The organism is Variovorax sp. 01T432, from assembly GCF_056398605.1.
This window is the reverse complement of record NZ_JBFTPS010000045.1, coordinates 1-15458: the sequence shown is the minus strand read 5'-3', so window position 1 is coordinate 15458 and position 15458 is coordinate 1. Positions and strand designations below refer to the sequence as shown.

Genomic DNA, 15458 nt, shown 5'->3' with positions numbered 1-15458 from the left:
TTTCAAACCAACAGGAAGCTTTCATCATGTTGAGCGTCGTCGTCGATCAACCCAACAGCATGGCCTTGCGCGAGCGGCCCATGCCCGAGCCACAAGCCGGCGAGGTGCGCGTGCGCGTGCGCTATGCGGGCATCTGCGGCTCCGACCTGCACATCTTTCACGGGCACAACCCCTTCGTCTCGTATCCGCGCGTCATCGGCCACGAGTTCGTCGGCCGCATCGAATCGGTCGGCGCCGGCGTCAGCGCCTCGCGCATCGGCGAGACGGTGGTGGTGGACCCGGTCATCAGTTGCGGCCAGTGCCATGCCTGCCTCATCGGGCGCCAGAACGTGTGCAGCCGCCTGCAGGTGATCGGCGTGCATCGCGACGGCGGCTTCAGCCAGTACGCCTGCGCGCCCGCCGGCAATGCCTACGTGGTGCCCAAGGGACTGGCCGATGCCAGCGCATCGGTGATCGAGCCCTTCGCGGTGGCGGCGAACGTCACCCATCGCACCGGCGTGTTCCCGAGCGACGTCGCGCTGATCTACGGTGCCGGACCGGTCGGGCTCAACCTGATGCAGGTGCTCAAGCGCGTCCACGGCATTCGCGCCTTCATCACCGACCACTTCGACGAGCGGCTGGCGCTGGCGCTTGCCTGCGGCGCGGCGGAAGACGAGATCATCAACACCTCGCGCGAGCCCCTTGCGCAAGCCCTGCTCGCGCGGGGCGTCGAAGGCGGGCCCACCCTGATCTACGACGCCGTGTGCCATCCCTCGATCCTCGAGGAGGCCGTGCGCATCGCGGCGCCGGCGGGGCGCATCGGCGTGCTCGGCTTTTCCTCGACGCCTTCCGCGATTCCCCAGCAGGAGCTGACGAAGAAGGAGCTGACGCTCTACGCCTCGCGCCTGAACTGCGCGATGTTCCCGACCGTGATCGACTGGATCCAGCGCGGGCTGGTCGACCCCGGCCGCATCATCAGCCACAAGGTCGACTTCCGCGACGTGGCCGGCGCCTTCGACATCGCCGAGCGCAATCCGCGCTACAGCTGCAAGGTGCTGCTGGACTTCGGCGAGGCGGCTACAGCTTCTTGACCAGCACCTGGCTCTTGCGGTCCCAGTTGTACTTGCGCTTGCGCGCGTCGGGCAGCCAGTCCGGGTTGACCTGCTGGAAGCCCCGCTTCAGGAACCAGTGCATCGTTCGCGTGGTGAGCACGAAGATGCTCTCCAGCCCCATCGCCTTGGCCCGCTGCTCGATGCGCTTGAGGATGCGTTCGCCATCGCCTTGCGACTGCGACTGCGGCGACACCGTGAGCGCCGCCATTTCCGCCGTCTTCGCTTCCGGATAGGGGTAGAGCGCCGCGCAGCCGAAGATCACGCCGTCGTGCTCGATCACCGAGTACTGGCCGACGTCGCGCTCGATCTCGGTGCGGCTGCGCTTGACCAGCGTGCCGTCGCGCTCGAAGGGTTCGATCAGCTGCAGGATGCCGCCGATGTCATCGGCCGTGGCTTCGCGCAGCGACTCGAGCTTCTCGTCGATCACCATGGTGCCGATGCCGTCGTGCACGTACACCTCCAGCAGCAGCGAGCCGTCCACCGAGAAGGGCAGGATGTGGTTGCGCTCGACCCCGGCCTCGCAGGCCTTCACGCAGTGCTGCAGGTAGAAGGCGGTGTCCGTCGGCCGTTGCGGCGGCGGCAGCGCCAGCAGCAGCTTCTTTGCGGTGTCGAGCGGAAGCTCGGTGTCGATGGGGTTGTCCTCGCTGATCGGGCGGCTGGTGTCGAGCGGGATGCCGGGGATCTCGGTCAGGAAGAGCAGCTTGTCGGCCTGGATCGAGATCGCCACGCTGGTCGCGACCTCTTCCATCGTGAGGTTGAAGGCCTCGCCGGTGGGCGAGAAGCCGAAGGGCGACATCAGCACCATGGCGCCGAAGTCGAGGGTGCGGCGGATGCCCGTGGCATCGACCTTGCGCACCAGGCCCGAGTGCTGGAAGTCCACCCCGTCGACCACCCCGACCGGCCGCGCCGTGATGAAGTTGCCCGAGATCATGCGCACGGTCGAGCCCGCCATGGGCGTGTTGGGCAGGCCCTGGCTGAAGGCGGCCTCGATCTCGTAGCGCAGCTGGCCGGCGGCCTCCTGCGCGCAGTCGAGCGCCACTTCGTCGGTGATGCGGATGCCGTGCGAGTACTTCGCCTCGTGGCCCTTGGCGCGCAGCTGCTCGTTGACCTGCGGCCGGAAGCCGTGCACCAGGACCACCTTGACGCCCATGCTCTGGATCAGCGCCAGGTCCTGCGCGATGTTGGGCAGCTTGCCCGCGGCGATGGCTTCGCCCGCGATGGCGACCACGAAGGTCTTGCCGCGGTGCATGTGGATGTAAGGCGCCACCGAGCGAAACCAGGGGACGAAGGTGAAGTTGAAGACGGTGGACATGGGCGAACGTTGGGGGGCGAAAGACCCGGGAAGCCCGGGCGCAAGATAATCGGCGATTTTCCCCGAACTGCACGCCTTGTCTTTGACTTCCCTTCGAATCGAGTTTCCTGAATCCCTGCCGGTGTCGGCCCGGCGCGACGAGATCATGGCCGCCATCGAGGCCAACCAGGTCGTGATCGTCTGCGGCGAGACCGGTTCGGGCAAGACGACGCAGCTGCCCAAGATCGCCCTGGCCCTCGGCCGCGGCAAGATGAACGCGCCGCCTGGCAAGGGCCGCCTGATCGGCCACACCCAGCCGCGCCGCATCGCCGCCTCGTCGGTGGCCAAGCGCATCGCCGAGGAGCTGAAGACACCCCTGGGCGAGGTGGTCGGCTTCAAGGTGCGCTTCCAGGACCGGCTGTCGCGCGACGCCTCGGTCAAGCTGATGACCGACGGCATCCTGCTGGCCGAGACGCAGACCGACCCGCTGCTGAAGGCCTACGACACGATCATCATCGACGAGGCGCACGAGCGCTCGCTCAACATCGACTTCCTGCTGGGCTACCTGCGCGAGATCCTGCCGCGCCGGCCGGACCTGAAGGTGATCGTGACTTCGGCCACCATCGATGCGGAGCGCTTCGCGCAGCACTTCGCTTCGGCGAAGGGGCCGGCGCCGACGATCATGGTGTCGGGGCGGATGTTCCCCGTCGAGCAGCGCTACCGCCCCTACGAGGAATCGCGCGACTACGACCTGAATGACGCCATCGCCGACGGCGTGGACGAGCTGTGGCGCGACCCTCGCCACGCGGGCGACATCCTGGTTTTCCTGCCCGGCGAGCGCGAGATCCGCGAGGCGGCGGACCATCTTCGCCGGCACCTGAGCCATCAGCCGTTGATGCGCGACGCGGAGGTGCTGCCATTGTTCGCGCGCCTGTCGCCGGCCGAGCAGGACCGCATCTTCGACAGCCACACCGGCCGGCGCATCGTGCTGGCGACCAATGTCGCCGAAACCTCGCTCACGGTGCCGGGCACACGCTACGTGATCGACGCCGGCACCGCGCGGGTCAAGCGCTACAGCTTCCGCAGCAAGGTGGAGCAACTGCTGGTCGAGCCGATCAGCCAGGCGGCGGCCAATCAGCGCGCAGGGCGCTGCGGCCGGGTCGCCGACGGCATCTGCATCCGGCTCTACGACGAGAAGGATTTCGAGGGCCGGCCGCGTTTCACCGACCCGGAGATCCTGCGCTCGTCGCTGGCGGGGGTGATCCTGCGGATGAAGTCGCTGCACCTGGGCGACGTGGAGCGCTTTCCCTTCCTGGAGGCGCCGCAGCGGCGGGCGATCGCCGATGGCTACCAGCTGCTCAACGAGCTGGGCGCGGTTGACGACGCGAACGAGCTGACGGCGATGGGCAGCGAACTCGCCAGGCTGCCGCTGGACCCGCGCGTGGGCCGCATGATCCTGGAGGCACGCACGCGGGGGGCGCTGGAGGAGGTGCTGGTCATCGCCAGCGCGCTCTCGGTGCAGGACGTGCGCGACCGGCCCATGGACGCGCAGCAGCAGGCGGACCAGGCGCATTCGAAGTTCGACGACGAGAAAAGCGAGTTCAGCGGCTACCTGCGCCTGTGGAAGTGGATTCACGACGCGCGCGGCGGCCATGGCGACAGCCACAAGCTCAGCAACCGCCAGTACGAGCAGCTGCTGCGCCAGAACTTCATCAACGTGCGTCGACTGCGCGAATGGCGCGACATCCATTCGCAGCTGCTCACGGTCGTGACCGAGCACAAGTGGCGCATCAACAGCGAGCCCGCCGGCTACGAGCCGCTGCACCTGTCGATGCTCTCCGGCCTGCTGGGCAACATCGGCTGGAAGCTGGAGGACGACGAGGCCTACCTGGGCGCGCGCGGCATCAAGTTCTATCGCCACCCGGGCGCCCACCTGAAGAAGAAGCCCGGCCGCTGGATCGTGGTGGCGGAACTGGTCGAGACCACGCGCCTCTTCGGCCGAGGCATCGCGAACATCGAGCCGCAGTGGCTCGAACAGGTCGCGGGCCACCTGCTCAAGAAGCAGCTGCTGGACCCGCACTGGGAAAAGAAGAGCGCGCAGGTCGCGGCGCTGGAGCGCGCCACGCTCTACGGCCTGGTGGTCTACAGCGGGCGGCGCGTCGACTTCAGCAAGGTGGACCCGGTGGCCGCGCGCGAGATCTTCATCCGCGAAGCGCTGGTTGGCGGGCAGTGGGAAAGCAAGCTGCCCGTCCTCGAAGCCAACCGCAAGCTGGTGCGCGAGGTCGAGGGGCTGGAGCACAAGTCGCGCCGGCAGGACGTGCTGGTCGACGACGAGCTGATCTACGCCTTCTATGACGCCCAGGTGCCGGCCGATGTGTCGAGCGGCCTCACGTTCGAGAGCTGGTATCGGCGACTCTCGAAGGAACAGCCGCGCCTGCTGTTCCTCACGCGCGATGAGCTGATGCGCCATCAGGCGGCCGGCATCACGACGCTGTCATTTCCGCCCACGCTGCGCCTGGGGGGCGTGGATTGCGCGGCGACCTACCTGCACGAGCCGGGCGATGCGAAGGACGGCCTCACCGTCACGGTGCCGCTCTTCGTGCTGAACCAGGTGAGCGACGAGCGCTGCGAATGGCTGGTGACGGGCATGCTGAAGGACAAGGTGCAGGCGCTCCTGAAGAGCCTGCCGCAGCGGCCGCGCTCGCGCCTGGTGCCGCTGCCCGAATCGGCGGCGCAGTTGGCCGAGTTGCTCGCCGCGCCCGAGGTCTTCGGTCACGGATCGCTCACGGACGCCTTGCTCAAGCGCGTGCGCGACCGCACCAGCCTGGACGTGAAGCGCGCGGACTTCAAGCTCGACATGCTGCCGCCTCATCTGTTCATGAACCTGCGCGTGGTCGACGAGCATGGCCGTCAGCTGGGCATGGGCCGCAATCTCGGGGCGTTGAAGGCGGAACTCGGCGCGCAGGCGCGCGGTGCCTTCCAGGCCTTGGCGGGGCTCAACGTCAAGGCATCGACGCAAGCCGCCGCGGCCTCGCGGTCGGGCCAGGCGCCACAGGCATCCAGGCCGGTCGAGCAGGCGCCCGCCACCCCCTCATTGCCGGCGGGGCAGCGCTACACGAGCTGGGCTTTCGGCGAACTGCCCGAACTGATGGAAGTGCGGCGCGGCGCGCAATCGCTGATCGGCTTTCCCGCGCTGCTCGACGGCGGCGACGCGGTGACGATCGAGGTCTTCGACGAGCCGGCCGTGGCGGCGGCGAAGCATCGCGCCGGCCTGCGGCGCCTGTTCGCCCTGCAGTTGAAGGACGCGCTCAAGTACCTGGAGAAGAATCTTCCGGATCTGCAGAAGATGGCGGTGGCCTACATGCCGCTCGGCACGGCCGAGGAACTGCGCGCGCAGATCATCGACGTGGCGCTGGACCGCGCCTTCCTGCAGGAGCCGCTGCCGACCGACGAGGCTGCCTTCAAGAAGCGGGTGGAAGAGGGCCGGGGCCGGCTCACGCTGATCGCCAACGAGGTCGCGCGGCTGGCGGGCACGATCCTGGTCGAGTACACGGCGGCGCTGCGCAAGATCAAGGACACGAAGATCCAGCCGGCCACCACCGAGGACGCCGCGCAGCAGTTGCAGCGGCTGGTCGGCAAGCGCTTCATCATCGATACGCCCTGGGCGCGGCTGCAGCACTTCGCGCGCTACCTCAAGGCCATCACGCTGCGGCTGGACAAGCTGCGCGCCGATCTCGCGCGCGACACCCAGCGGCTGGCGGAGCTGCGGCCGCAGGAGCAGCGCTACTGGCGCCTGCTGGCCGAGCGCAAGGGCGCGGCCGACGAGCGCATGACGGAGTTCCGGTGGCTGCTGGAGGAGTTGCGCGTGAGCTTCTTCGCGCAGGAATTGCGCACGCCTCAGCCGGTCAGCGTGAAACGGCTCGACAAGCTGTGGGCCCAGTTGGACAGCTGAAGAGAAGGCCGGGACGCCGGCAAAAGAAAGCCCGCGGCTGCGGGCTTCTTGATGCTTCGGTTACGGGCGTCGGGCCCGCCCCGATTTTCGCCAGGGCTATATGCGTCCCATGAGGAGCAGCACGATGATCACCAGCACCACCAGACCCAGGCCGCCGCTCGGGCCATAGCCCCAGGAGCGGCTGTGGCCCCAGGTCGGGAGAGCGCCCACCAAGAGAAGAATCAGGACGATCAGCAGGATCAATGACAGGGACATGGACTTCACCTAGGCGTTGTATTTGAAGTGCCCATGCTGCGCCTCCAATATCCGCTTCCCTGCCGGAAGGGGCGCCCTTCGGCGGTCAGGCCTCTCCTACCGCTCGCCTCAGAGTCGCGCCAGCCGGGCGAGCGCCGTCTGCAGTGTTTCGTCCTTCTTCGCGAAGCAGAAGCGCACCACGCGCTGGTCGAACTCGTCCGCGTAGAAGGCCGACAGCGGAATCGCCGCCACGCCGATCTCGCTCGTGAGCCACTGGCAGAAGTCGGCCTCGCCCAGGTCGCTGACTTCGCTGATGTCCACGCACTGGAAATAGGTGCCGCCGCTGGGCAGCAGTTTCAGACGCGTCTTCGCCAGGCCCTGCGCAAACAGATCGCGCTTGCGCTGGTAGAAGGCCGGAAGTTCGAGATAGGGCGCCGCGTCGGCCATGTAGCTCGCCAGCGCGTGCTGCATCGGCGTGTTGACGGTGAAGACGTTGAACTGGTGCACCTTGCGGAACTCGGCCGACAGGGGCGCCGGCGCCGCCACGTAGCCGACCTTCCAGCCGGTCACGTGGTAGGTCTTGCCGAAGCTGCTGACGATGAAGCTGCGCGCGGCCAGGCCCGGGAAGCGCGCGGCGCTTTCGTGGCGCGCGCCGGCATAGACCATGTGCTCGTAGACCTCGTCGCTGATCACCAGCACCGAGGTGGGCGCGAGCAGCTCTTCGAGCTTGCGCATCTCGCCCTCGGTCCACACGGTGGCGCTCGGGTTGTGCGGCGTGTTGACGATGATGGCGCGCGTGCGCGGCGTGATCGCGGCGGCGATCTTGTCGAAATCGGGGCGGAAGCTGCCGGGCGTGAGCGGCACCCGCACGACGGTGCCGCCGGCCAGGTCGATGTTGGGTGCGTAGCTGTCGTAGCAGGGCTCCAGCACGATGACTTCGTCCCCCGCGCGCACGACGGCAAGGATGGCGGTGATGATGGCCTGCGTGGCGCCGGCCGTGATCGTGATCTCGCTCTGCGGGTCGTAGGCGTGGCCGTAGAGCGTCGCGATCTTGGAGGCGATCGCTTCGCGCAAGGGCAGGATGCCGGGCATCGGCGGGTACTGGTTGTGGCCCGCGGCCATGGCGCGGGTCACGGCGTCGAGCAGCGAGGGGTCGCAATTGAAATCCGGAAAGCCCTGGCCGAGGTTCACCGCGTTCTTCTCGGCGGCCAGCGCCGACATGACGGTGAAGATGGTCGTGCCGACGGTCGGCAGCTTGGTCTGGATGACGGGGGTGCGTGCGAGAACGTTGCTCACAGTTCGTAGTCCTGGTTGTGACCGGCCAATGCCTTGGCGATCAGGTTGCGGTCGAGCCGGTCCGACAGCAGCTCGGCGAATTTGAAGACGAAGTTTCGCAGGTAGGCGCTGCGCTTGAAGGCCACGCGCGCGATGTTGGTGCCGAACACGTGGCCCATCGGGCGCACGACCAGATCGGCGTTGGAATCGTCGCGCACGGCCATCTCGGCCACGATGCCCACGCCCAGGCCGAGGCGCACGTAGGTCTTGATGACGTCCGAATCGATGGCCTCCAGCGCGATGCGCGGCGTGAGCTTCTTCTGCGCGAAGGCGTGGTCGATGCGCGTGCGGCCGGTGAACGAGGGGTGGTAGGTAATGATGGGCTCGGCCGCGATGTCCTCGAGCGACACGCGTTCCTTGGCCGCGAGCGGATGATCCTTGGGCAGCACCAGCACGTGCTGCCATTCGTAGCAGGGCATGGTCACGAGTTCGGCGTAGTCGGAAAGCGACTCCGTGGCGATGCCGATTTCGGCGATTTCGTCGATCACCATGCGCGCGACCTGGTCCGGGGAGCCTTGGTGCAGGCTGACGTTGACCTTGGGATAGGCCTCGCGCAGCTTCGCCACCGGCACGGGCAGCACGTAGCGGGCCTGCGTGTGCGTGGTGGCGATCGACAGCGTGCCGCTGTCCTGGGCGCTGAACTGTTCGCCGATGCGCTTGAGGTTGCCGACCTCGCGCATGATCAGCTCGATGCTCGCGAGCACGTGCTGGCCCGGCTCGGTCACCCGCTTGAGGCGCTTGCCGTGGCGCGCGAAGATCTCGACGCCCAGTTCCTCCTCGAGTTCGATGATGGCCTTGGAGACTCCTGGCTGCGAGGTATGAAGCGCCTTTGCGGCCTCGGTCAGGTTCAGGTTGCGCCGAACCGCTTCCTGCACGAACTTGAACTGGTGAAGATTCATAACAAATTGCGTCTTAATTTGACGTTCATTATGCCTTCCCGGTCTATGAAATCTGACGAGCGCTCAGGATTCCATTGCCTTGCGGGCCAGCAGTTCGATCACTTCGGGCTCCTCCCCAACGGCCCGGGCGAGCGAAAAATCGACCGCCGGATGCAGGGCCCGCAACTCTTCCAGCAGGCGCGGCAGGTCTTCGCGCAGGTGCTTTCCCATGCCCAGGAACAGCGGCACGATGCGCACCGCGGCCGCCCCTTCGTCGATCAGGCGCGCCACGGCGGTACGCAGGTCCGGCGCGACGAGTTCGAGGTAGGCGCAGGCGACCCTGGCCGCTGGATCGAGCGCGGCGACGCGCGCGGCCACGGCTTCCACCGGGGCGCGCCAGCGCTCGTCGCGCGACCCGTGGGCGAACAGCACAATGCCGACGATGCCTCCCATGGCCGTCAACGCCGCAGCACGAGCCAGCTGAAGGCGGCCAGCGACATCACCGAATAGATCATGCCGGGCGCGGCAGCCGTCATCCAGGGGGACCAGTTGCTCAGGTTGCCGAGGTAGCCGAACACGTTGTTGAGCAGGAAGAAGCTGATCCCGATCAGGACGCCGCCGAACACATAGGTCGTGATGCCGGCCTGGCGGAAATGCAGGTACGCGAAGGGCAGGGCGAGCACGATCATCACCAGGCAGGACAGCGGATAGAACACCTTGCGCCAGAACTCGATCTCGTAGCGCTGCGCGGTCTGGCCGTTGGCATCGAGGTGGCGGATGTAGTCGAACAGGTCGAGCGTTCGCATCCGCTCGGGGCGCAGAAGCGCGACCGACACCATCTCGTTGGTGAGCGAGGTCGCCCAGTCCATGGTTGGCGCGTGGGTCGTGGTGATGCGGGCCGTGCCGGCTGCGCTGCGAGTGTCGTACTCCTGGCGTTCGACATCGCTGAGTGTCCAATGGCCCTTCGCTGCGCGCGCGGTGGCTGCGGTAATCTGCGCGCTCAAGAAGCCCCTGTCGTCGAACTCGAAGATGCGCACATCCTTCAGTGTGCCGCCGCGATCCAGAGCGTTCACGTTGACCGCATAGGACTGCTCGCCCTGCTTTTCCTTCAGCCAGGCGCCTGTGGTGCCGGCCAGTGCAACGGCGCCCTGGTAGCGTGACTTGAGCAGGTTGGCAGTCTGGTCGGAGGCCGGTGCGATGTAGTCGCCGACGGCGAAGGTCAGAACCACGAAGCCGAGCCCCAGCAGCAGCAGGGTTCGCAGCGCGCGCCAGGGCCCGAGACCGCTCGTGCGCAGGATCGTGTACTCGGAGCTTTGCGCGAGCCTCGACATCACGAAGATGGTGCCGATCAGCACCGTGATCGGCAGCAGCTCGTAGAGGTGGCTGGGCAGCAGCAGCGCGACATAGAGCAGCGCCTGGGCGGGGCCGTAGCCGAGGCTGTCGGGCCTGCCGATGGACTGCAGCTCGTCGACGAAGTCGAAGAAGAAGAACAGGCTCAGGAACCCGAGAGTGACGAAAGCGATGGCCTTCAGCACTTCGGCGTAGATCAGTCGTCGGATGGTCTTCACGCGTTCGGCTCCGTTGTGCGCCGGGCGCGGGCGCGGCGCGCGAAGGGGTGCCAGTTGGAGTGGCGCTGCGCCAGCCAGGCGATGCCCAGCAGCATCACGCCGCCATGCAGCGTCAGAAGGTAGCCGCCGAGGCTGAACTTGCCAGCGCCCACCCAGCTCTCGCCGAGATTGAGCAAGTTGTAGTAGATGACAAAGGCAAACAGCGCGAACAGCAGGCTGCCGCTGCGGCCGACGCGTGGGTTCACGACGGAGAGGTTCAGCGCCAGGATCACGAAGTTGATGGCGGCCAGCAGCATGCCGATGCGCCATCCGAGCTCGCCCTTGTTGGGGGCATTGGGCTCCCGCACGAGCGTGAGCGAAGTGCGCGTGCGCAAGGGGTTTTCGGAGACCACGTCGCCCTCGCTGTCGATCTTGGTGCCGTAGGTCTCGAACTCGCTGATCTTGAGTCCGGTATTGCGCAGCGGCCGCTCCAGGCGCTGGCCGTTGCCCAGCACCAGGTAGCGCGAATCGCCGATGGTCTCGATGCGGCCGTTGCGCGCCGAGGTGACGATCTGCGTGTTGCGTTCGATCGACGAGATGAAGACGTTCGACGCCGTGACGCTGTTCGGTGTGTCCTTGTCGATGAAGAAGACGCGAACGCTCCTGGCCGACTCGCGGAATTCGCCGGGCGACACGCGTTCGATGTCGCCGCGCTGCTGGTAGCGGTCGCGCATGCCCTGGATCTGCGAGTTGGCCCATGGCCAGCCGACCAGCGCCAGCACGGCGATCAGCACCAGCATCGGCCAGGCGAAGCGGAACAGCGGCCGGATGAAGTCGGCCAGGCCGCGCCCGCTGGAGAACCAGATCACCATCTCGCTGTCGGCGTACATGCGCGACAGCGTGCCGACGATGGCGATGAACAGGCTCAGGCTCAGGATCGAGGGCATGTAGCCGAGCACCGTGTACGCCATCACGAGGAAAACCTCGGACGGATTCACGGCTCCGCGCGCGGCGAAGCCCAGCGTGCGGATGAGCATCATCGTCATCACGATCGTGGCCAGCACCACCAGCGTGGCCCCGAAGCTGCGGGACAGCTCCTTGCGTAGAGAGGAATGGAATAACATCGTCAACGGGAAAAAAAGGATTATGGACTTCCAACTCAAGACACTCTCCATCGCCCAGGCCGTCACCGAGAAAGCCGATGCGCTGATCGTGCTGGTGGCCACCGGAACCGCCCACGCCAAGGATCCGCTGTCGACGCTGATCGCCGCGGCCCGCAAGGCCGGGGACCTGCCCGACAAGGCGGGCAAGCTGCTCGCGCTTTACCAGCCCGAACCCGTGACGGCGCCCCGCGTGCTGCTGGTGTCGGTCGGCGACGCCAAGCCGGCCTCGGTCCGCACGGCCGTGACCGCGGCCGTCAATGCGGCCAAGTCCACGGATCCCAAGCGCGTCGCCATCGTGTTCGCGCAGCCGGCGGACGCCGCGGCTCTTCGTTGCGCCGTGATCGCGGCCGCGGATGCGAGCTATGTCTACACCGCCACCAAGTCCAAGCCCGAGCCGCGCACGATCCGCAACCTGACGGTCGGCGTGACCGAGGCGACGCCGCTGCGTGCTGCCTTCGAGGAGGCGGTAGCCGCGGTGGCGGGCATCGAGCTGGCCAAGGAATGGGGCAACCGCCCGGCCAACCACTGCACGCCCTCGATGCTGGCCGACGCGGCGAAGGATCTGGAAAAGCTGCCGCGCATCAAGTGCGAGGTGCTGGGGCCGAAGGAAGTGGAGAAGCTTGGCATGGGCGCATTCGCCGCTGTCGCCCAAGGGTCGGCGCAGCCGCTTCGCTTCATCGTGCTGCGTTACCACGGCGCGCCCAAGGATGAGGCGCCGGTGGTACTCGTCGGCAAGGGCATCACTTTCGACACCGGTGGTGTTTCGCTCAAGCCGGCGGCCGAAATGGACGAGATGAAGTTCGACATGTGCGGCGCCGCGAGCGTACTGGGCGTGTTCCGCGCGCTGGGCGACATCCAGCCTGCCCTGAACGTCGTGGGCCTGATCCCGAGCTGCGAGAACATGAACGACGGTCGTGCCCTCAAGCCGGGCGACGTGGTCACGAGCATGAGCGGCCAGACCATCGAGGTGCTGAACACCGACGCGGAAGGGCGCCTGATCCTGTGCGACGCGCTGACCTATGCGAAGCGCTTCGCGCCCGCCGCCGTGGTCGACATTGCCACGCTCACCGGCGCCTGCGTGATCGCGCTGGGCGGGGTGCGCAGCGGCCTCTTTGCAAGCGACGACGCATTGGCGGATGCGCTCGCGGCGGCCGGCGAGGAAGCGCAGGACCGCTGCTGGCGCATGCCGCTCGACGAGGACTATGCCGAAGGCCTGAAGACGAATTTCGCCGACGTCGCCAACATCGCGGGCCGCGCCGGCGGGGCCATCACGGCGGCGAAGTTCCTGCAGCGCTTCACCGCCGACTTTCCCTGGGCCCACCTCGACATCGCGGGCACGGCCTGGAAGAGCGGGGCGGCCAAGGGCTCGACGGGCCGGCCGGTCGGACTTCTGCTGACCTACCTGCTGGGCCGGGCCGGCAAGGGCGTCGCCAGGGCGCCCGCGCACAAGGCGACCCGGAAGACCGCCTCCGCCAAGTGACCGAGATCGACTTCCACTTCAACACGCCGGACAAGGTGAGCCATGCCTGCCGGTTGCTGCGCAAGGCCGTCAGCGGCCGGGGGGCGCGCGTGGTGGTGGTGGCCGATGCCGCGACGCTGGATGCGGTTGACCTCTCGCTCTGGACCTTCTCGCCGGTGGAGTTCATCGCGCATTGCCGCGTCACCGGCGAGGCGCACACGGTGGCACGCTCGCCCGTCGTGCTCTCCGAAGGCATTGCCACGCCGCTGCCGCATCAACAGGTGCTCGTGAATCTCGGGGCCGAGCTGCCTGCCGGTTTCGAGCGCTTCGAGCGCCTCATCGATATCGTGAGCAATGACGATGACGACCGGCTCGCCGCCCGCCGGCGCTGGCGGCACTATGCGGACCGTGGCTATACGATCCGGCGGCACGACTTCGCGCAGGGCCATCAGTGATGGCCACCACACCGCGCACGCCGCCACGCTTTGTCCCCACCCTGACGACGGTGCTCGAGATGCCGTCGCGGGCGCAAGCCGGCGACGGCGCGCCGGCCACTCCGCCCGCGAGCTATGTGCCGTCGCAAGCGAGAAGCGAGGCGCGGGCCGTCGAGGCCGGGGCGGCGGCGGCGATCGAGCCCTCGCAGGCCATCGCGCTGAGCCCCCAGGCCCAGCTCACGGAAGCCGAGGCCTTCCGGCTCGAAGAGCAGTTGCTGCACCGCGTTCTTCAGCGCATCGACTTGTCGCTTGAAGAGAAACTCAGCGATGCGGTGTCAGCTGCCGTTCAGCATCACCTCGATTCGATGATCCCTCGTTTGCGCCACGAGATCGAGGTCATCTTGCGGGCGTTGGTGAGCGAGGCGCTGGCCAGCGAGCTTTCGGAAAACCCAGGGTCTACGCCACCCTTCGATGCACAAAGCTTGGGCTAAACTGCGCCCCGGGTCGAAAGCGCGGAGGCGCTATGCATCCTCGGCGCGATACTTGCTCAGTGCTTGCGCCCGGATCGGAAGACCGGTTTTCAAACTCTACTTATCTCAATGTTCTGGAGGTTCCCCATGCAATTGAAATGGACTGCGGTCGCACTGGCTGCTCTCACACTCGTGGCCTGCGGCAAGAAAGAAGAAGCTGCGGCTCCTGCGGCTCCCGCACCCACGGCAGCCGTTGCACCGGCAGCAGCACCTCCCGCAGATGCACTGGTGGTGAAGATCGGTCACGTTGCGCCGACCAGCGGCGCCATTGCCCACCTCGGCAAGGACAACGAGTTCGGCGCACGCATGGCCATCGAGGACCTCAACGCCTCGAACTTCAAGATCGGCGACAAGGTGGCCAAGTTCGAGCTGCTGGCCGAAGACGACGCAGCCGATCCGAAGCAGGGCACCGCGGTGGCCCAGAAGCTGGTCGACAGCAAGGTCAACGGCGTCGTTGGTCACCTGAATTCGGGCACAACGATCCCCGCATCGAAGATCTACAGCGATGCCGGCATTCCCCAGATCTCGCCGTCGGCCACGAACCCCAAGTACACGCGCCAGGGCTTCAAGACCACGTTCCGCGTGGTGGCTGACGACACGCAGCTCGGCGGCACGCTGGGCAAGTACGCCGTCGAAACGCTCAAGGGCAAGAACATCGCCGTGATCGACGACCGCACCGCCTACGGCCAGGGCGTCGCCGAAGAGTTCGAGAAGGCCGCCAAGGCCGCCGGCGGCACCATCGTCGGCCACGAGTTCACGACCGACAAGTCCACCGACTTCAACGCCATCCTGACCAAGCTCAAGGGCGTCAAGCCTGACGTGCTGTTCTTCGGCGGCATGGACGCGGTGGGCGGCCCGATGCTCAAGCAGGTCAAGCAGCTCGGCATGAACGTCAAGTTCATGGGCGGCGACGGCCTGTGCACCGGCGAACTGGCCAAGCTGGCCGGCGATGCCATCGGCGAAGACATGGTGGTTTGCGCCGAGGCGGGCGGTGTCGAAGGCGACTTCAAGGCTCCGCTGGATGCCTGGAAGGCGAAGTTCAAGGAAAAGAACGGCGTGGACGTGCAGATCTATGCGCCGTACGTCTACGACGCCGTCGAAGTGCTGGCCGCCGCGATGCAGAAGGCCGGTTCCGCCGAGCCGGAGAAGTATCTGCCCGAGCTCAGCAAGATCCAGTACAAGGGTCTGACCGGCCCGATCGCCTTCGACGAAAAGGGCGACATCAAGAACGGCGCGCTGACGCTCTACACGTACAAGGGCGGTGTGCGCACGCAAATCGCCGTGGTGCGCTGACCGGCCCCTGCGTCGAACAAGAAAGGCCCCTCGGGGCCTTTTTTCATGGTGCGCCCAGCATGGGCGCACTCCCGGAGGTGCAAGTCCTCCCGTAAGTTGATYACAGCGAACGAAGCGAAGCGCAACTGCATCAGGGCGACCGAGTGTGGGGAGGAAGCGCGGAGCGAAGCTGCGAGCCGATGGACAAGAACCGGATAGAAGGCGGTGCCGAGCAGGGCGAGCGGGCCATGAACCGCGAAGCCTTCGTGATC

At 66.9% G+C, this 15458-nt stretch carries 13 protein-coding genes; 6 read left to right on the top strand and 7 right to left on the bottom strand.

Annotated elements, in window-relative coordinates; translation table 11 throughout:
• The first annotated feature begins 26 nt into the window (after positions 1 to 26).
• A complete protein-coding gene (locus AC1DNF_RS26630; protein WP_478151658.1) occupies positions 27 to 1070 on the top strand; it encodes a Zn-dependent oxidoreductase in 1044 nt (347 codons plus the stop codon).
• On the opposite strand, the gene argA is transcribed toward AC1DNF_RS26630, so the two are convergent.
• Positions 1057 to 2403 carry an amino-acid N-acetyltransferase gene (gene argA / locus AC1DNF_RS26625; protein ID WP_478151657.1) on the bottom strand — a complete coding sequence of 449 codons (1347 nt, stop codon included), beginning with the start codon at positions 2401 to 2403 and terminating at the stop codon, positions 1057 to 1059. The genes AC1DNF_RS26630 and argA overlap by 14 nt on opposite strands.
• A 145-nt stretch (positions 2404 to 2548) precedes the next feature.
• Between argA and hrpA the strand changes: the two genes are divergently transcribed.
• Positions 2549 to 6334, top strand: a complete 3786-nt coding sequence (gene hrpA, locus AC1DNF_RS26620) for an ATP-dependent RNA helicase HrpA (protein ID WP_478151700.1) — start codon at positions 2549 to 2551, stop codon at positions 6332 to 6334.
• Positions 6335 to 6430: 96 nt separating this feature from the next.
• On the opposite strand, the gene AC1DNF_RS26615 is transcribed toward hrpA, so the two are convergent.
• From AC1DNF_RS26615 to lptF, 6 genes are all read right to left on the bottom strand, one after another.
• A complete protein-coding gene (locus AC1DNF_RS26615; RefSeq protein ID WP_478151656.1) occupies positions 6431 to 6589 on the bottom strand; it encodes a DUF3309 family protein in 159 nt (52 codons plus the stop codon).
• 108 nt (positions 6590 to 6697) lie between these two features.
• The gene (locus AC1DNF_RS26610; RefSeq protein ID WP_478151655.1) at positions 6698 to 7864 is read right to left on the bottom strand and encodes a pyridoxal phosphate-dependent aminotransferase; all 1167 of its coding nucleotides are present in this window, start codon (positions 7862 to 7864) and stop codon (positions 6698 to 6700) included.
• Complete coding sequence (locus tag AC1DNF_RS26605) at positions 7861 to 8802, bottom strand: CysB family HTH-type transcriptional regulator (protein ID WP_478151654.1); 942 nt, start codon at positions 8800 to 8802, stop codon at positions 7861 to 7863. Before AC1DNF_RS26605 ends, AC1DNF_RS26610 begins: the two co-directional genes overlap by 4 nt.
• Positions 8803 to 8865: 63 nt before the next feature.
• Positions 8866 to 9234 (bottom strand): sirohydrochlorin chelatase, encoded by a 369-nt coding sequence (locus tag AC1DNF_RS26600; RefSeq protein WP_478151653.1) that lies wholly within the window; start codon positions 9232 to 9234, stop codon positions 8866 to 8868.
• 5 nt (positions 9235 to 9239) lie between these two features.
• A complete protein-coding gene (gene lptG / locus AC1DNF_RS26595; protein WP_478151652.1) occupies positions 9240 to 10349 on the bottom strand; it encodes an LPS export ABC transporter permease LptG in 1110 nt (369 codons plus the stop codon).
• Positions 10346 to 11452 carry an LPS export ABC transporter permease LptF gene (gene lptF / locus AC1DNF_RS26590; RefSeq protein WP_478151651.1) on the bottom strand — a complete coding sequence of 369 codons (1107 nt, stop codon included), beginning with the start codon at positions 11450 to 11452 and terminating at the stop codon, positions 10346 to 10348. The genes lptG and lptF overlap by 4 nt, the downstream gene beginning before the upstream one ends.
• Positions 11453 to 11474: 22 nt before the next feature.
• Between lptF and AC1DNF_RS26585 the strand changes: the two genes are divergently transcribed.
• The 4 genes from AC1DNF_RS26585 (at position 11475) to AC1DNF_RS26570 (ending at position 15207) form a co-directional block, all read left to right on the top strand.
• A complete protein-coding gene (locus AC1DNF_RS26585; protein WP_478151650.1) occupies positions 11475 to 12971 on the top strand; it encodes a leucyl aminopeptidase in 1497 nt (498 codons plus the stop codon).
• Positions 12968 to 13405, top strand: coding sequence for a DNA polymerase III subunit chi (locus AC1DNF_RS26580; protein ID WP_478151649.1), 438 nt, complete (start codon positions 12968 to 12970; stop codon positions 13403 to 13405). Before AC1DNF_RS26585 ends, AC1DNF_RS26580 begins: the two co-directional genes overlap by 4 nt.
• The gene (locus AC1DNF_RS26575) at positions 13405 to 13875 is read left to right on the top strand and encodes a hypothetical protein (RefSeq protein ID WP_478151648.1); all 471 of its coding nucleotides are present in this window, start codon (positions 13405 to 13407) and stop codon (positions 13873 to 13875) included. Before AC1DNF_RS26580 ends, AC1DNF_RS26575 begins: the two co-directional genes overlap by 1 nt.
• Positions 13876 to 14001: 126 nt before the next feature.
• Positions 14002 to 15207 carry a branched-chain amino acid ABC transporter substrate-binding protein gene (locus AC1DNF_RS26570; protein WP_478151647.1) on the top strand — a complete coding sequence of 402 codons (1206 nt, stop codon included), beginning with the start codon at positions 14002 to 14004 and terminating at the stop codon, positions 15205 to 15207.
• The last annotated feature ends 251 nt before the right edge of the window (positions 15208 to 15458 follow it).